Here is a 17,634-nt window from a genome sequence, read left to right as displayed (position 1 = left end):
ATACTTTTAGGATCTGCTAGCCCAGCGAGTTGCTATCGTCGTCGATATCTAAAGCTATTCGAACGATGCCGATAGTTCGTCCGCCCACGATTCGTACGTTCCCATTGCATCGAGCCGTAGTTGATCCCGCTGATGTTGAAGCTACGGTAGGGATTCCCTGGGCTGATCATGCGTGCAGACGAATAACTCGCTGCAAAGATTTCCAAAAGAACCAATACCGCCGCCGTGACAAATGCTTTGCGAAACATGGTACACCTATTTTTTCATTAGAGATTCGCAGGCAACACGTCCTATTCTATCAATCTTGCGCCAAAACTCAAACCAAGCCCCACAGAGCCTCAACCGCTAATTGAGCATACATTGCCACCGACGATTGCCCTCGATTGATTCTCCCCTCGCCACTAGAATTTCCTAAGGTTAATCCCGTGAATCGAGCTTAGTCGTTCACTGGTCCTTAGTCATTGGAAATTGGTCATCATTTCCCCATGCGCTCCGAACTACTCCGCATCCCGCTTGAAATCTCCGGCGTGCCGCTTTTTGGCATCGGTGTGTTGCTGGCGCTGTGGCTCCTCGGCGGCATCGCAGCCATGGTGGTGTACGCCAAGAAGTCCGCCCAACACAACTGGAAGGAATTCGTCCCCGGTTGGATCATCGGGGCACTAGCAATCGCGATCCTCCCGCGCTTCTTCCCTGAAGGCTTGCCTCTTCGCGGTTATGGACTGATGGTACTTTGTGGTTCTGTTTCGGGAATCCTGATGGCCATCCATCGCGGCAAACAGATGGGAATCCATGCGGACACGCTCCTCTCCCTCGCATTCGGCATGTTCATCTGCGGCATCCTGGGCGCCCGTTTGTTCTACGTGATCGAGTATTGGGACACCCGCTTTCAATTCGGCGACTGGCCGTCGACACTTCTGGCCGTTGTGAAATTCACCGAAGGGGGTCTCGTAGTCTATGGCGCCCTGATCGGCGCCACACTGGCATTTCTTGTTTTCACCTACCGACACAAACTGCCGCCACTTGCGCTGGCCGATTTGATCGCCCCTAGCTTGCTTGTCGGGCTTGCCTTCGGACGCATCGGCTGCCTGTTGAATGGCTGCTGTTATGGTGGTGAGTCTGATTTGCCCTGGGCTGTGACCTTCCCCCGCGACAGCTTGCCGTATATGGAGCAATTCGAAAGTGGCAAACTCGTGGGCGAGAACACGCCTATCGACGCCGCAACGGGGCTGCCCGCTAATCTGCCGCCACGGAGTCTGCCGGTGCACCCCACTCAGATTTATAGCTCGATCGACGCGGCTCTGTTGTGCTGGTTCCTGTGGAGCTACTATCCTTTCCGCCGCCGCGACGGCGAAGTTACCGCTCTGATGCTCACAATCCACCCCATCTCGCGATTTCTGCTGGAAATGATCCGTATCGACGAATCGGCTGTTTTCGGCACAGGGCTCAGTATCTCGCAAAATATCAGCATTTTGCTGCTAGTTGCGACCGCCATCGGCTGGGTTTTTCTCCTCCGACAGACCCCTCGCCGGGCTTCGTTCGTATAGGAATGTTGAGGCCATCGGTGCCCAAGGAGTCCCCTCCCACAGTCGTGCGGGTTGAAGCCGCACGCCCTCGCAGCTCCCTGCACGGCTTGTGAGGTGGCTCCCGCCTGGCTACGAGTACGCCAAAACAGCCAGTCAGATGTCAAGCCGAATCTCTTCGCTTGTCGTATATCCCTAGGGGGGTATGACAGCGAGCAATCAAATGACACATAATTGTATTTGACTCTCAACTTGAAATTGGAGGACCAAAAAATGAAACGCACACATTGGGTCTGGGAAGCTATTTTTATCCTTGGGGCGACGGCAGTTGCTGCGTTGATTCTACAGACATTGCAATCATCGCAATCTCACGCGGAAGAACTCGAAGGAAACATTGTGCAGATTGGCCCGGCGGGTGCTGAGGAAACCGACCTGCCCGCCGCTACTGAGGAAGCGGCCCCCGTCATGTATTGGATTGGCCTGCGAGGCCGCAACGTCGACGACCCCGTGCTTCGCACACAGTTGCAGCTTGCCGAAGATATGGGCGTTGTGGTTGAGGACGTCGTTGCCGATAGCCCCGCCGAGAAGGCGGACTTGCGTAAGCACGACATCATCCTCAGAGCCAATGGCGACATTGTCGATTCGATGTTGGTTCTTCAGGACCACGTCAGCAAATCCCAGGACAAACCCATCGATCTTCAGATTTTGCGATTGGGCAAAGAAACCTCTGTAACCGTCACACCCGAGGTGCGGCCTGACAACATCGAACAACTTTCTGGTGATGACATGACCGTTCCATTAGGAAGCCCCGATCAGGCACTGCAACGATTGCTGCAACAGTTTGGCGCGGGCGGCGGCTTCCCTGGTGGCATTGGCGGCCGGCGGATCTTCGGTCCCGGAATGGCGTTTAACAACAATCGTATCGACCTCAACGCGATGCCCAACGGCATGTCGATCTCGATCATGCGCGACAACGACGGCCCCGCTCAGATCACCGTCAAAAAGGGCGACCAGACTTGGACCCTAAACAGCGACGACGCCAAGGCCCTTGCTGAATTGCCTGAAGGAGTTCGCAAGTATGTCGAAGGGATGCTCCAAGGCCAGGGGGGCGGCTTTGATATTCAAAAAGAACTGGGCAATCTCGACTGGCAAGCCGAGCTAAAGCATATGCTCCCCGACAACCTAGGCAACCTGCCCGGTATCCAGGAGCACGAAGACGAGGTAATCCAGCGGATGCAAAAAATGGAAGAACAACTCAAGCAGTTGCAGCAGAAGCTCGACGAAGAGTCGAACTGATTTTCAGCCCGAACCAAGGGTCTCCTACCGAAAGCCGGTCGAGTCGTCTGCGTTTCGCAGCGACTCGGCTGGCTTGTTTTTTGCTTCCTCTTATATAGCCGTCGACGCCAGGCTGATGTTTTTCTCTTCGGTATTGCTCAACCTACTTTGTCACAACCAGCAGAGTTAAATTGAGTAGTTGTATCCGTCTGGCAACAGGAAGAAGTGTTAGTAAAGAGTCAATCCTAACAGGGGCCGCTTTCAGGCACGCCTCACCTGACGCTTATTTAAGGCGACTGGAGTTTTCTTCACCATATCGGCGGATCGGTGACGGTATGCCTTGTTAAACAATAGACTGACTAGCAGGCACATGATCAGAGTGGACGGTTCCGGTATCGGGGTCGCAAGATAGATTCGCGTGTTGGGGAGAGGGTCTGTTGTCCGCCCGATTCCGAGAATTTGTCCACGGTCGTTAATGTCAACGGCTGCTTCCAGCCAGCTCCAACCCTCAGGATTATCTATAAGGTCGATGAGCCGTTGGCGACCATCCTGCTCGGTGTAAACAAAAGGCGCGTATCCTTGATAGGATGATTCGTACGAGCCAATGATGACGCCTGAGTTGTTTATGTCCGACGCACCGCTGTCCTCGTCTTCGAAACCAAGATCACGAAATCCGTTCTTCTCGTCCCATATGAATGCGTGCCACTCTTTACCGGGTTTCGTGGCAAATCCACCTACGACAACACCCTGGTCATTAATCGCCGAGCCATTGGTGATCCCAAACTCTGGACTCGGTACCTGCGTGATTGAACCATTGTTATAAATTACGGTTTGGGTGCCGTTGTAGTAGTAGCTGTCACCATATAACAAGTTCTCACGGCCTCTCAATTGCAGCAGGATGTCGCTTCGTTCATTAATGTCAATCACATCAAGATATTCGACACCGAAGTTGCCCAGATCCGTGTATCCCTCGAACTCGCTCCACTTGAAAGCCGTCCTTCCATTGGATCCTGAGGCCGAGCCAACGACCTCCCCCAAGTTGTTTGCGGCGCTAGCAACCGCGAAGCCACGCTCGGGAGTTGGGATCGCGATGGTATGACCGTACTGGCTAACGAACGGCTCGGTATCTCGCAACTCGACATTAGGCAAAATGGGCGAGATATGTGAATCTGCACTGCTGGCAGCTCCAACTACTAGACCAGAATCAGTGATGTCTAGAGCGTGGGCACTTTGTCCACCCAGGTCGAGGATGCTAACTACTCCTGTAGCCGTGCTTACAAAGGAGTCACTTACACTCCGAGAAGCAGTTGGAGTGATTTGGATAGGCCGATTATAGCTGAAAGCAACTTCACCCCGATTGTTCAGTCCTCCAACAGATTGGATCCCCACAGATTGAAACAGCTCGCGGTTTGGTTCAGGGCCAATCAACTCAATGCGGTATCGCGGGGCAGCGGTCGCAGAACTCAAAGCACTAATAAGAATTAGTGCTGAAGAGAGCGTTTGGCTTGACCTGCTTTGTTTGTTGGACATTCTGGTTTCCTGGGAAGGCTTGAGATTGGCGATAGATACCAAATCCTGCTGACTGAGTCCATGTCATGACCGAGGATTTCACCTTGAGGGAGCGACCGCACATGGCCTATTTGCTGAAGAGATCCTGACCATATACTCGAATCGTAATCCACCCCAATGCTTCAAACCGCGGGCTTAGGAAAGAAAGTTCTTACCCCAACTCCACCATCTGCGACCTCCGCAGCTGTCCACACGCCGCGTCGATCTTGTCCCCCTTGCGATGGCGAAACCGCACTCGCACGCCAGCATCTTCCAGAATACGGCGAAACTGTTGCTGACGCTCCGCAGTTGGAGTGCGATACGGCAAGCCGGCCACGGGGTTGTAGGGAATCACGTTGAGCAGCGCCTCGCGATCGGAAAGTAGTTTCCCCAACTCACGAGCATGCTCCGGTGCATCATTCACATCTGCTAGCAGCACATATTCGAATGTCAGACGACGCCCCGAGGCGGCAAAGAAAGTGTCCGCCGCTGCCATGATCGCCGCCAGCCCTATTTTGTCGTTCACCGGTACCAGTTCGTTCCGCAGCAGATCGTTTGGCGCATGTAGGGAAATCGCCAGCCGATAACTTGTTTCTTCGCGGGCTAACCGTTCAATCTGTTGCGGCAAACCCACCGTCGAAATCGTAATCCGTCGAGCACTAATATCGAGTCCCTCCGCCCGATGCGCCTCGGCCAACGCGGGCAGCAACGCATCCAGATTGGCCAGCGGCTCGCCCATCCCCATCACTACAATGTGGCTCAGCCGCTCTTCGGGGCCAAGCAGCAATTGCAACCGCAGCATCTGCTCCAGGATTTCACCCGTGGTGAGATTCCGCTCTACTCCATCGAGTCCGCTCGCACAGAACACGCAGCCCATGCCGCAGCCCACCTGGGTGCTGATGCAGATCGTGCGGCGGACCGTGTCACGCAGTAGCACACATTCGACCTGCCCCCCACCGGGGAGTCTTAGCAGCAGTTTCTCCGTGCCGTCCTCTGCCTCAGTGTGTTTCAAAATCTCGCTGGTCCACAATTGCCAGTCGGCAGCCAGCTGAGTCCGCAGCGACTTGGGCAGATCGGTCATCTGGTCCCAGTCCTCGGCGCGCTGCTTGAAGAGCCAATTGCGAATCTGCGCACCACGAAATCGTGGCAGGCTATTGTCTTTGAGCCAAGCCTCCAGAGGTTCGCCAAAGGCGTTCAATAGATGGGGCGGAGGTGTAGTTGTCATTCCGATGGGAGTTCCACGACTAGAGGAATCCGGGTTGCCCTCTGAATGGGTGTCAGTGCATGTTTGTTGTGCTGTCCAGATCCCTCGGTCGCAGAACTTCTTCGGGATGGCAGGAAGCTACCGCCCCGCATTGTCCAACAACCCAGGCAACCACGTACACAAGTAATACGCCCGCGGGACCGACAAATCTAAAATCGCTCGCAAGCTCCCCAGTGCTGTCTCAGGTGGATTTGCCTTCACGCTCATCAGCGCGTCGAGCGGTGAGGCGGGCTGCATATATTTGATACAACGCAGGTCGTCAGGTTTCCGCTTTGCTAATTCCGCGGCCCGTTCAATGGCCGCTTCCACGAAATCAATCTGATCTACCAAACCTAACTCCAGTGCCTGGCTTGCGGTGAAGATCTGACCAGTGGTTGCCCTTTTGAACGCATCTTTGTCCTGCTCGAACTTAGGGCGACCTCCCAGAACAATCTCTTTGAACCTAGCAAAGCTACTTTCAACTAAATCTTGAAATAGCTTGCGTTCCTTAGCCCGCTCCGCGTCGCTTAGTTCACGCGTCGGACTTCCCATCAGTTTGTCTTGGGCGCTGGCGATAGAATCGTCTTCGACGTGAAAATCTGCCAGCATCCCCGAGAGATCGTAGTGAGGAATCACAACGCCGATCGAACCGGTCCAAGTCGTCGGCTCGGCGAAGATGACATCTTCCTCGTTTCCTACAGCCATTGCAATGTAATACCCTCCGCTGGCACAGATGCCCCCCATGCTCACTACGACAGGCAGTTTGCGCTCCTTGGCAAGCTCTATTACATGATGATAAAGATAGTCGCTGGCGGTGACCGTCCCCCCGGGTGAATCGATCCGCAGTACCAGGGCCACCACATCATCGTCGTTACTGACTCGGTCGAGTTGCTTTTTCACAAACCCATCCGTGTCCATAATCGTGCCCGAGATATCGATGATGGCGATCTTTTCGCTGGCAGTTTTGCTGAGGGAATGATACTTCTCTTGAGGCTCGCCAGGTGGGCTAAAATAGCTCTGATATTTAGCACTCATGCCGATGAGTGCCATCACGGCCAGCACTAACGCAATAAGCAAAAACTTGCCGTAGCGTCCAAACGCCGTAGGAGGCTGCTGCACAATGATCTGTGGTGGAGGAGCAACATGATGTGGGGTAAGGGGGGGCGTGTCAGGCATAGCAGGGATCTCGATTGGGTCAGTAACGAAACGGGCTTGGGATGCGTAGGTTTCTGCAGCATTGAAGCCGCAAACAGTTTCCTCATTCTACTGCCCTGGTTTTCAGAGACAACGAGGCAGGGAAATGTGCGAGTAAGAATGACCAATCACGAATGTCCAATGACCAATGCCTAGAAAAACGCGAGTCACAGCGTCTATTTGGACATTGATCATTGGACGTTGGTCATTTAATGTTGCCAGCTGGCCCCGATTGCCGTTACAGTATCCGGTACGAATCGTCGATTTGGACGCGCATTATCCCTCGGGTAAAGGAGTTAGCGGCTTGATAGTTTGTGCAGCGGCAGAGTGTTTTCCCGAAATTCCTCAGGAGGATGTCCTCCCCCTGTTGGTCGATTTGGAGTTTTCGTCCGTCGAACTTCCTCTTCACGAAGAAGGCATCTCTTGGGGAAAGCCTTCTACCGTGCTAGCAGAATTCGACAAGTCAGTCGAAGTTGTCCGCGATACGAGTCGCTTGGCGATCGCCGCCTTCTCGGTCGATCCGGGCCCTTGGGGCGGCGACTACTACGACCGCTTCAATGCCTGCTGCAAGCTTGCCAAGTCACAGCGGGTTGTTCCGTTGGTAGTTCCCGCTGCCGAATTGGGCACCCCGTTTAACGAAGAGATTGAACGACTCCGTGACCTCGTGCGACTCGCCTCGCTCGAAGGTTGCCTCGTCGCGATGAAAACTGAGATCGGCACGATGACCGAGGACCCCGACACAGCCGTCGTCCTGTGCGACAACGTCAAAGGTCTCGGCTTGGCCCTCGACCCTTCGCATTACACCTCCGGCCCGCGTCAAGGCCGCGACTATTCCAAGGTGATGCCCTACGTCTATCACGTGCATCTTCGCGATTCCACCAAGAGCGATCTCCACGTCCGCGTCGGCCAAGGCGAAATCGACTACGGCAAACTCATCTCGCAACTCGAACAAGTCGGCTACGACCGGGCCCTCTCAATCCACATGCCCCCGATAGAGGGCCAAGACCACCGGGCCGAAATGCGTAAGATGCGGTTGTTGTTGGATAGCTTGTTGTAGGTGGATCTGAAATACTTGCTATTCTCACCGCTATCGAATAGGCTAAATGAGGCTCGTGTGCAGAACAGAGGTAGCGCTGCTATTATCTATCAACGCTTGGAAGCATAGCCGCTGCGGTTCTTCGCACAACACGGAACAGAACGAAGGCGACATTTCATTGGCTGGTCAGAAATGATCCGCCGCGCGGGCTAGAGGGCATTGCTTTCGCTCGGTGTTCCTTTTGAAAGGAACGAGTACATGAGAAGTATCAAAGGCATTCTGCGGGGCGCATTACTGTTCGCTCTTCCTCTTGCAGTTGTGGTAATGGTCACCCTGGGGACTTCGGCAGCGGCCAATGCGGGGTCGAATACCAAGGTCGTGGCCGTTACCCTCGATCCCGCCCCCGATGGTAATGGAATTATTGTTATTGGCCTGACGTTGCCAAAGCTCAATGACATAGGCCAAGCGGCTTTTTCAGGATTCATTTCCAATGGAATGGGGGGGAACCCTTCAGATAACGCCACCCTCCTAAGTGATGGCAATACACTGGCCCAAGTCGCGCGCGAGGGGCAGTCTGCTCCCGACGGCAACGGAATACTTGATGACTTCATCGATCTGAACTTTCCCATTCTCAATGGTTCTCTCAACAACACAGGCAAAGTGGCGCTTCGCACCAGCTATATTGGCAGTCATGGAGGCAGCAGCGAAGATAGTGGAATCGTCGTAGGTAATGGCAATACGCTGACGCAGATAGCCCGTGCGGGCCAACCCAGTCCCGACGGCAACGGAATACTTTCCTACGTATCTATTCCCGACATCAACGACGCGGGACAAGTTGCCTTCGCGGCTACACTTATCGGTTCAAATAGCAGCCTTACATCTGACGTTGGTGTCTATCGCAACGATGGAAATGTCCTGACCCAAATTGCCCGCACGGGCCAAGCCGCTCCGGATGGCAATGGGATCATTGGTAGAACTACTACCTTCCATGGAAGTTCTCTCAATGCATTAGGACAGGTAGCTTTCGGGGTCGCAATTACACCCACCCCTGACGGCATTGGCGGTGACGAAGCCCTCCTGCTGGGAGACGGTGACAAACTAATCCAGATCGTCCGCTCGGGTCAGCCAGCTCCCGATGGCAATGGCGACCTCGTTTATGGCCAGACTTTGGGCCTCGCTGCTCCGGCACTTAATGAGATGGGCCAAGTAGCATTTTCGGCATATGTGACCGGTACCGTGGATGGCCTTAACGACGGTGGTGGTGTGTTTTTGAGCGATGGCAGCTCATTAACGACAATTGCTCGTAGAGGACAGCCTGCCCCCGATGGGAACGGCAGCTTCGGAACATTCAGCACTCCTAGGTCCCTCAATAACTCGGGACAGGTAGCATTTCGAGCTGGATTTATTGACAGTAGCCTCGGCTTCACTGATAGGGGAATCGTGCGCGGTGACGGAGTCACTCTGGAGCAAATTGCCCGCCATGGGCAGCTCGCGCCCGATGGTGATGGGACGTATAGAGAGTTTTACCATCCTGCCATCAACGATGCTGGGCAGGTCGTATTTGGTGCCGTATTTCTAGGTGGTCAGAACATCCCTCGCGAAAGCAGAAACGGAGACCGAGCTATAGTTTTTTACGATGACGAACTTGGTCTTGTCCCCGTAGCGCGAGTGGGCGATCCTCTACTCGGCAGCACTATCGTTGATTTTAATTTTCACGGCACCGAAAAGCTGGGATTCAATGAGCGAGGTCAAGTGGCTTTCCAGTTCTTTCTTGAGGACTATCGTCGCGGCATCGCCATCTGGTCTCCCGTTCCCGAGCCGGGGGCTATCACATACTTAGCGCTCGCCGGTGGGGGCCTGTTCACCTGCTTCCGCCGGGGGCTGTGAATCACGTCTAGCCTCTCCATTTAATTCCAACATTTAAAAGGCAATTGTGTCTTGATGTCAGTGATTCCACCAACAGCGATCTCCACGTCCGCGTCGGCCAAGGCGAGATCGACTACGGCAAACTCATCTCGCAACTCGAACAAGTCGGCTACGACCGGGCCCTCTCGATCCACATGCCCCCAATCGAGGGCCAAGACCACCGCGCCGAAATGCGCAAGATGCGGTTGCTGTTGGATAGCTTGTTGTAGGCTTTCTACTGAACGGTCTGATTGAGGATGCCGACTTAAGAACGTGACATTTTGTCGCAGTGGATTAGTGCTACATGAAGTTACCAGGCGACTCAGTTCCGTGTTCTCGACAGCATTCTTTGTTTGTAAGTCAAAAGCCTGTGATAAGTTGCGCGCCGTAGAGGCTATTCAAATTGTCGCGAAAAGCTTTTTCGCCTCGTCTGACAATATGAGAATTTGTGATGAAATTCTTGCCTGACAGTTAACCGTGAGTGAGCGTATCGGTTTTATCGTGCCTGTAGTTTTTGCGGGAGCGGTTCCCTCGTCAGATGGCTTATTCAGGCAAACTTTCACACAGAGGAGACTTACTATGCGCGTTGGTATGTATCTTTTGGCAGGCTTCCTATTGGTGAACTGTCAGACGGCCTTTAGCCAGTCACTGGTGGTGGGAGGTCAAACGAATGTGGCTATAGACTTTGACACACTCAGCTCAGCGGCCGGATTGGATTTATCGAGTGTTTCCCCAGAAGTGATCAGTCCTGGATCTATTCCTGACTCGGTCGCTTTTCCCATCAATGCCCGTGATGGGTCGCTGCCTACAACATTTGAGTATGATGCGACAACTTTTCCTGCTGGTGGAAGTTTTATGGGCACCATCGAGCACTCTGGTAGTGTGCTCTTTAACACGGACACGATCGAGATTGGCGACTTTACAATCGGGTTCGATGCAGGCCGTACCGGTACGCTGGGTGGTTTAGCAAGCGGGTTCTTTGTTGCCAATAATGTGAGCGGCGTAGTGCCGGCACCTGTAGCGCTTTTCGACATTGAGGTCACCGGCGCCAATCCGCAAGTGACAAGCCTCACGGTCGACGGTAATCTGTTGGTCTCTCCTGAGCTTGGGACGTTCCTCGTGGACAATGCCCTGGCATCGACGAATCTACAGGGCACGCCTGTGGGAGTGGCCCGTGTAGAAGCAGTCGCAGTCCCTGAGCCAACTGCCGCCCTGCTTCTAGGAGTTGGCGTTCTTGGGGGCTTCGCCATTCGCAGGACCCGTTGATCTCCATCCCTTGCCGATTTCCAATTAATAGCTGCAACTTGAGTCAGAGATGTGAATTTCGAGGAAGCATCTCTGGCTCGAGTTTTCTTAATGATGCGGCGGAACGAAGTTCCAGGTACCCTGACGCGCATTTATCCCTTGAGTCGCAGTGAGTTAGCCTTCTTTATTGCGAGACGAAATCTAGGTGAGGCAACCGATTGGCCAGATCTCAAAAAGTCGGGGTGTTGCTTCTGCTCAGTCTTGTATTGTGGCTCGAATGTGATCCGGCAGATGCTTGGCAGTGATCGTTTGTCCGGATATTGGAGCCGCCGAAAAATTTGCTGCTGGTAGGTTTTTCTGGTGGAGGAACTCAATTTCAATCACAATTGCAGCTACGCTAGCGGTCTCTTGTCAGCGGCATTCGGTTGGGAGATACTATCCTCATAGCACTTGATTCGTCTATGTCACTGCCGGAGCGATTTACATGATCGATCGCACTGCTCGAAACGATCTTGCTGCCTTGATTCGCAGTTACCTTAGTGAACAGCTCACGGCTTTTGAGTTTGACGAGGCCTTGGACGAGTTTCGCGTTTCGGGTGACGATGCCGTGATGTACGTTGCCGACGCGGTCTGGTATCACTACGACGATTGCGAAGACCATCTTGTGGTGCTCACTAAGCCAGAATGGAACTACTTCCAACGGCTGCTATTGCTGCTTGAGTCGAACTCCACAGTTCGCTTTACAAAAACGCGATATTGGAATTGCTCTCAAATCATCGCAGTTGTTCTGCTGCTTTGCTGCGGATTGATCGCCGCCCAGACGGGCATCGGGGCACACCTTTACCTCTACTTCATTCCACTGGGAATCGGTTCGATTATATTGTCCTTTTTACGTCGCCCTTCAGGAGAATGCGGTCCCTACGCTGCAATCGTGTTTCCCTTTAGCTCAATCCAAGATCTACGGATCGCCTACGACAATGCCCAGTTTCATAAAGTTAGGTATCCGAAGCATCTTTCCGACCGATCTCTCCGTTCGCCATTCATGAATTGGTTTTGGGTAGTTCATAACTATGTGTGTTGGTCGATCTGCGCTCCGATCCCGTTGCTGGCACAATGTTTTCCCGTGACAAACTCAGAGGTCAGCATTGATCCGTCATAAGACTTGGAGGAAATTATGAATTATCAATTTGCTCAAACACGCAACAAAACCTGGTGGTACGCAACTTTATTGGGTGTGATACTCGCTTACGTACCGATGACGGACGTCACCAGTGCGACCAACGAAACTGACGATCCGCCCAACGAGCTTCCCGCGTGGGTCGTGGCAACATCCCCTGATATCGGCGCTGCTGGTGTCGATCCCAAGAAATCGGAGATCACGATCACCTTCGACCGCGACATGCAGCAGGGCATGAGCTGGACCGGCGGACCGCCTCTCTTTCCCGAGGTTCCGAAGGGCGCTGAAGCACATTGGCGTGATAAACGAACCTGTGTATTGCCGGTAAAACTCAAGGCTGGCAAAAAGTACCGCGTGGGAATCAACTCCACAAGCTATCAAAACTTCCGCAGTGAAGAAGATGAGCCAGTGCCGCCTACGGTCATCTATTTCTCCACGACTGGTATGCCGCAAATAGTCAAGATGGTTCCTGAGAATGGCGCGACCGACGTTGATCCTAAAACCAAGGCGTTGCGAGTTACATTCAACGTACCCATGAGTAAGGGGATGAGTTGGATGGGTGGAGGAGACAAGTTTCCAGAATTGCCTGAAGGAAAAAAGGCCAAATGGTCTTCCAATGGGAAGACCTGCATTCTTCCTGTGATTCTCAAGCCGAATCACGAGTATCAACTGGGAATCAACAGCAGGTCGCACATCAACTTCCAGTCCAAATCGGGCGTGCCCGTTGAACCGGTGGCTTATAGTTTCAAGACCGGAGAAGGCAAATGAGGCTTTAGAGTCAGGAAGTTTCTCGCAAGCGCGAAACCTGAACCACTTACCGGGGTTTCAAGATCCGCAGGCTTTTCGTCTATAATAAGAGCTAACCCCATCATTCCCTTCGCGGAGCCTCCCATTGGCCATCAGCCAGTCCACCGCAGCACGCTACACCGCGCAAGATCCTGACGTGCGGCTGATGCTGCGCGTGCAGCAGGACGACGCGGAAGCGTTTGAGGAGCTGATGCTGCGCTATCAGGATCGGGTCGTGTCGCTAATGACGCACTTGGTCGGCAAGCGGGATTTGGCCGAGGACCTTGCCCAAGATATTTTTATGCGGGTCTATCGCTCAAGAAAACGCTATGTGCCGGGAGCGAAGTTTTCGACTTGGCTGTACACAATCGCCAACAATGTAGCATCGAATTCGCGTCGCGGACTGGCGCGGCGTCGTGAGGTAAATCTTGTCGCCCAGGATTCAGGCGAGTTCACGGGTAATCCCCTCGATCAGGCTGCCCTCGAAGCAAGCGGTTTGATGCCAACCCGCCAGTTGGACAAGGCCGAGTTGAGCCAAGTGGTGCAAATGGCCGTCGCGGCATTGAATGATCGGCAAAGGATGGCGGTGCTGCTCAACAAATTCGAACACATGAGTTACGAAGAAATCGCCGAGGTGATGGAACTTACCCCAGCGGCAGTGAAATCGCTTTTGTCGCGCGCCCGTGGAAACCTCCGCCAGGTGCTTGAGCCTTACTTGGAGCAGGGAACGAAGATTGATACGCCGAGAGAGAGTGAATAGGAAGTATGTCATCCCGAAGTACTCTGAGGGATCAAGCCAGATTTCTCGGAGTACCTCGAAATGACAGCAAAATGAATTCTCGAACGCCCTCAAGTAGTTCAATGAACAACCCACCCACCAACCACGATCCAAGTCGCCTGGAGCAAATCGTCGCCTATCTCGATGGCGAGCTATCGCCTGAGGATGAGGCGATTGTCCAGCGGCAGCTTGCCGACGATGATGCCTTTCGCCAAGAAGTGCAAAGCATTGATCGAGCCTGGGGGGCTCTGGATGCATTGCCGGGGGTGACGGTGGATGACAAGTTCTCTCAGACCACAATGGAAATGGTGGTGGATGCTGCCCAGCACGAAGTCTCGGCTCGAACAATTGCCCAACCCATTCACCAACGTAATCAGTGGCTTGCCAAAGCACTAATGGCAGCGGCGGCAGCGGCGTTGGGTTGGTTAGGCGTGCAACTAGTCCGCGAGAATCCCAATCGCACCTTGCTTACTGATTTGCCGGCAATTGAATACATCGACATCTATTCCCAATTCCAAGACGTCGCTTTTCTGCGAAAACTCCGTAGCGAACTGGGGGGCACACCGTGGGCAACGGATCTATCGGAAGCCGATCTAGCAGACCGAGTGCAGGAGTTCAATGAGATCGCTTCGGACACCGATCGCCCACAATGGCTTTCCAGTGAGGAAGATGAAGAACGGACAGCCTTGCGGGGGCGGTACAATCATTTTCTGGCGGTCTCGGCGAAGGAACAATCCCGTCTACGAGACTTACACAAAGACGTAGTCATGGCAGAAGACCGCGACCAACTCGTCGAAACATTGCTTGCTTATCAGTCATGGCTCAATACACTCTCCGCCAGCCAGCAATTTGAACTACGAGAAATGCCACTCGACAAGCGGGTGAGCGAAATCGTAAATATCCAGCTTCGTGAAGGCGAGAACAACTGGATCGAACTTTCAGCAGAAGAGACTCGGCAACTTCGCCTGGCTTTTTTTGAGATACGTTCTCGGCTTATTAATAATATGACAAGTGAAGAGCGTGACCAATTTAATTCTGCTGGTGTGGAGGAAAGAAGGTACATGGTTTTTCGCCAGATCGGACCTTCCCGGGACGAGTGGCGGAGCAAGACCGTCGAATTACTTTCGCCGGAAAGCAAAATACAGTTTGAGAAACTCTCCTTAAACCAACAGCAGACTCAACTTCGCCGCTGGATGAGGGATCTTACAGAGCGTGATAAACGCGAGCGTGGGCCAGGTAAACGCCGTCGTTTTGATGGGATTTCACAAGAGGAATTGGAACGATACTTCGCTGAGGAACTCGATGCAGCCACGCGAGAACGCCTACTAGCTCAACCACGTGAACGCATGGAGCAGCAACTCAAATCGCTCTATTTGCGGGGTGAATTGCCAAGCGACGACGATTTTCGTGCGGCGCGAGATCGTCAGGGGCCTCCAGGGCGCGACCGCCTGGGACCGGGGCCTCCTCCCAGAGGCGATCGAGACAGACGCGGTCCGCCGCGAGGGGGTCGGGGCGGACCACCAGAGGATCGACCAGGTTTCGGACATCCGCCGCGTCAAGGTGAGGACCTTAGGCCAAGAGATCCGCCTCCTCGCCCAGAAGGCGGATTCTGATCGAATGTCTTCTCAGGGCCAGGGAGGGTAAGCTCCCCGGCCAGACGGAAGATTCAAGAGCCAAAACAGCCTACAGCGAAGCCACTGGGTCTCGACCGTCGACCCAAGGTCCTTCGAGACGCTGATACTCAGGGTCAACCAACTTGCTCCCCTTGTCGCCAGCATTCCAGCCAGCGATGTGGTGTGGGTTTCCCCGTTCGTGGGAAATCTTTTCCCACTTCTTGGCCCAGTCGGCATTGCCGTCGCTGACCGTGCTCGTTTCAGGGTCAAAGTGGAATACTTTCCCTTCACGGTAGCTGCGAGATCCCAGGGAGACCGTCACGATTGCTGCTGCACCTAGTTCAGGCGAGCAATTTACTTTATCTGGAGTTCCCGCCAGGCAGCAATCGACGAAGTTTTTCTGGTGTGCTTCGGTCGTGTTATTGATCTTGCCCACTTCGTATCGCTTGTTCTTGATGCTGCTATCGTGGGTGACCTGAGGACGTTCGGCCTCGAAGTCAAAGCCTGCGAACTCTTCCCCGTTGCCAAACACGAGGGAACCAAAGTGCCCGCGAATTAACTGCTTGATGGGAGTGTCTGCACACGACATCGTCGCTGTGATCAATCCTTGGACCCCCTCATCGTAGTCGGCAACAACGGTTGCCACATCTGGCACGTCGCGACCGTCGTATTCCAAGTAAATACCCCCGGCCCCCACAACTCGCCGTGGGAAACGCAGGCCGGTCGCCTTGAGCATAGAAGTTGTGCGGTGAACAAACAAGTCGGTGTACATGCCAGAGCCAAATGGCCAGAACCGTCGCCATTGAGCATAAATGGCCCGATCAAATGGCATGTCCGGGGCGAGGCCTTCATCAACTCCGAGCCAGGACTTCCAATTAATCGTCTGTGGTGTCATCTCCTTGTGCAGTGGATAGTATCGCCATTGACCCATGTCCGAATTGCGGAAGTATTCCGTTTGGAACATGAGAACTTTGCCAAGTTCACCACTCTTGAGCACTTCGTTTGCTTCTCCCCATACGGGCAGGGCGGTCGACTGCACACCTACCTGCATCACCTTGCCGGTGTCCTTCCACGTATTCACCACATCGAAGGCTTCTTCGATGGTATGAGTCATCGGCTTTTCGCAATAAACATGCTTTCCTGCCTTCATGGCATCGATTGTTTGCTTAGCGTGCCAATGGTCGGGAGTGCCGATGCATACCGCATCGATATCCTTGTCGGCCAAAAGATCACGATAATCGTCGTACCGTTTTGGCGAAGTCCCCGTTTTTTCTTTGATTGTGTTCGCCACCTTATCTGCCTGATGGGTATACACGTCATTCACAGCAACCAGATCAATCGACGCACCATCTTCACGGAGCTTGGCAAGAGGGAGGACATGGCCAGACAATCCGCGTCCGCCGGGACCAATGAATCCAATTCGCAGCCGTTGGTTGGCGCCCGCCGCTTGGGCCGATGCTGGTGCCGCAAACGTACTAGCAGCACCAAGCACCGCAGCGCCTGTGGCGCCCTTTTGGATAAAATCTCGACGAGTAACTTGACTCTCTTGTGCCATGGGGGAGGGTCTCTCTATTTGCAGGTTGAAGGTAAAACGATTGCTACGCAAGCTGGCGCATGGTGCCTAGCGTATATAAGTCAGAAGGAGCAGATCCATTGATTTCACCGGGAGGCGAAAAGGCTAATGAGATACTCTTCTGATTCTATGCCCAACGACGCTGAATATAAAGTCGGTCCAGAAAAAAAGCAGTCGGATCTTGCTGGTTCGCAATCCAGCAGCCGAGGATTTCTTCCCTCTAGATGAAAATGGGCAGAATTGGGCAAGAAACAAGCCGAAAGACAATCGTTCAGTAGTTCGAGAAGGTAAAGCTATAGAATCCCACCGACTTGACGGGGTCCCCCTCGACCATTTCGTTGACAGCTTCGGCAATACTCGTACGAAGTAAATCCAGTGAAGGGTCGGCGATCTCGGACATTCTCATCTGCCTTACGGCGAGCAAGAGCCGGTGTCGCAGGTCCGGAGCAACCTCATCCAACGTTTTCTTGGCTTTCTGCAGATCTCGATGAGCAATCTGGCCAAAAGCATGGAAATTCACCTCGGCTCGTTCTAGCTCCGTAAAGGGCTTCGGCAAAGTGACTCGATAGGCACCCAAGTCGACCTCGACCAACTTCGCACGAATGGCGACTTCCCGCCGAGCGTCAATCAGCGCTTTGGCATCGTAACAGCCAGGCAGCGTAACGCACATTGCGAGGGCAATGAGCGCCACCAGTCGAGATGACAAAAATAGAGACATGGAGTTTTGCAGTTCGCTTCTTT

The 17,634-nt window shown here is 53.6% G+C and carries 16 protein-coding genes; 10 read left to right on the top strand and 6 right to left on the bottom strand.

The features are described from left to right. Window positions 1-32 precede the first annotated feature (32 nt). Window positions 33-248, bottom strand: a complete 216-nt coding sequence (locus Pr1d_RS23665) for a hypothetical protein (protein WP_148075836.1) — start codon at window positions 246-248, stop codon at window positions 33-35. 237 nt (window positions 249-485) lie between these two features. Between Pr1d_RS23665 and lgt the strand changes: the two genes are divergently transcribed. Next, on the top strand, window positions 486-1,544 hold the full coding sequence (gene lgt, locus Pr1d_RS23660) for a prolipoprotein diacylglyceryl transferase (protein WP_148075835.1): 1,059 nt from the start codon (window positions 486-488) through the stop codon (window positions 1,542-1,544). A gap of 249 nt (window positions 1,545-1,793) precedes the next feature. Beyond that, complete coding sequence (locus tag Pr1d_RS23655; RefSeq protein ID WP_148075834.1) at window positions 1,794-2,816, top strand: PDZ domain-containing protein; 1,023 nt, start codon at window positions 1,794-1,796, stop codon at window positions 2,814-2,816. A gap of 240 nt (window positions 2,817-3,056) precedes the next feature. On the opposite strand, the gene Pr1d_RS23650 is transcribed toward Pr1d_RS23655, so the two are convergent. The 3 genes from Pr1d_RS23650 to sppA all read right to left on the bottom strand — a co-directional run bounded on the left by Pr1d_RS23650 (window position 3,057) and on the right by sppA (window position 6,762). Further along, complete coding sequence (locus Pr1d_RS23650) at window positions 3,057-4,325, bottom strand: hypothetical protein (RefSeq protein WP_148075833.1); 1,269 nt, start codon at window positions 4,323-4,325, stop codon at window positions 3,057-3,059. A gap of 190 nt (window positions 4,326-4,515) precedes the next feature. Continuing rightward, complete coding sequence (rlmN, locus tag Pr1d_RS23645; protein ID WP_148075832.1) at window positions 4,516-5,568, bottom strand: 23S rRNA (adenine(2503)-C(2))-methyltransferase RlmN; 1,053 nt, start codon at window positions 5,566-5,568, stop codon at window positions 4,516-4,518. A 117-nt stretch (window positions 5,569-5,685) separates the two neighbouring features. After that, the gene (gene sppA, locus Pr1d_RS23640) at window positions 5,686-6,762 is read right to left on the bottom strand and encodes a signal peptide peptidase SppA (protein WP_148075831.1); all 1,077 of its coding nucleotides are present in this window, start codon (window positions 6,760-6,762) and stop codon (window positions 5,686-5,688) included. 166 nt (window positions 6,763-6,928) lie between these two features. On the opposite strand from sppA, the gene Pr1d_RS23635 reads away from it, so the two are divergent. The 8 genes from Pr1d_RS23635 to Pr1d_RS23600 all read left to right on the top strand — a co-directional run bounded on the left by Pr1d_RS23635 (window position 6,929) and on the right by Pr1d_RS23600 (window position 15,320). Next, the gene (locus Pr1d_RS23635; RefSeq protein WP_238476580.1) at window positions 6,929-7,837 is read left to right on the top strand and encodes a sugar phosphate isomerase/epimerase family protein; all 909 of its coding nucleotides are present in this window, start codon (window positions 6,929-6,931) and stop codon (window positions 7,835-7,837) included. A 237-nt stretch (window positions 7,838-8,074) separates the two neighbouring features. Continuing rightward, on the top strand, window positions 8,075-9,703 hold the full coding sequence (locus Pr1d_RS23630; RefSeq protein WP_148075830.1) for a DUF7453 family protein: 1,629 nt from the start codon (window positions 8,075-8,077) through the stop codon (window positions 9,701-9,703). 44 nt (window positions 9,704-9,747) lie between these two features. Beyond that, entirely contained in the window at window positions 9,748-9,951 is a 204-nt protein-coding gene (locus Pr1d_RS23625) for a hypothetical protein (protein ID WP_148075829.1), read from the top strand. A gap of 349 nt (window positions 9,952-10,300) precedes the next feature. Then, window positions 10,301-10,987 carry a PEP-CTERM sorting domain-containing protein gene (locus Pr1d_RS23620; RefSeq protein WP_148075828.1) on the top strand — a complete coding sequence of 229 codons (687 nt, stop codon included), beginning with the start codon at window positions 10,301-10,303 and terminating at the stop codon, window positions 10,985-10,987. A gap of 463 nt (window positions 10,988-11,450) precedes the next feature. Then, window positions 11,451-12,125, top strand: coding sequence for a hypothetical protein (locus Pr1d_RS23615; RefSeq protein WP_148075827.1), 675 nt, complete (start codon window positions 11,451-11,453; stop codon window positions 12,123-12,125). 15 nt (window positions 12,126-12,140) lie between these two features. After that, the gene (locus Pr1d_RS23610; RefSeq protein WP_148075826.1) at window positions 12,141-12,911 is read left to right on the top strand and encodes an Ig-like domain-containing protein; all 771 of its coding nucleotides are present in this window, start codon (window positions 12,141-12,143) and stop codon (window positions 12,909-12,911) included. A 124-nt stretch (window positions 12,912-13,035) separates the two neighbouring features. Beyond that, window positions 13,036-13,689 carry an RNA polymerase sigma factor gene (locus Pr1d_RS23605; protein WP_210417818.1) on the top strand — a complete coding sequence of 218 codons (654 nt, stop codon included), beginning with the start codon at window positions 13,036-13,038 and terminating at the stop codon, window positions 13,687-13,689. A gap of 101 nt (window positions 13,690-13,790) precedes the next feature. Continuing rightward, window positions 13,791-15,320, top strand: a complete 1,530-nt coding sequence (locus Pr1d_RS23600) for an anti-sigma factor family protein (protein ID WP_168205455.1) — start codon at window positions 13,791-13,793, stop codon at window positions 15,318-15,320. 70 nt (window positions 15,321-15,390) lie between these two features. Here the strand turns inward: Pr1d_RS23600 and Pr1d_RS23595 are convergent, their stop codons facing one another. Continuing rightward, a complete protein-coding gene (locus tag Pr1d_RS23595; protein WP_148075824.1) occupies window positions 15,391-16,875 on the bottom strand; it encodes a Gfo/Idh/MocA family protein in 1,485 nt (494 codons plus the stop codon). A 289-nt stretch (window positions 16,876-17,164) separates the two neighbouring features. Further along, window positions 17,165-17,611, bottom strand: coding sequence for a hypothetical protein (locus Pr1d_RS23590; protein ID WP_148075823.1), 447 nt, complete (start codon window positions 17,609-17,611; stop codon window positions 17,165-17,167). Window positions 17,612-17,634 lie beyond the last annotated feature (23 nt).

The organism is Bythopirellula goksoeyrii (genome assembly GCF_008065115.1).
Taxonomy (GTDB): domain Bacteria; phylum Planctomycetota; class Planctomycetia; order Pirellulales; family Lacipirellulaceae; genus Bythopirellula; species Bythopirellula goksoeyrii.
The sequence above is the reverse complement of the archived record's forward strand: the minus strand, read 5'-3'. Positions and strand labels throughout refer to the sequence as shown.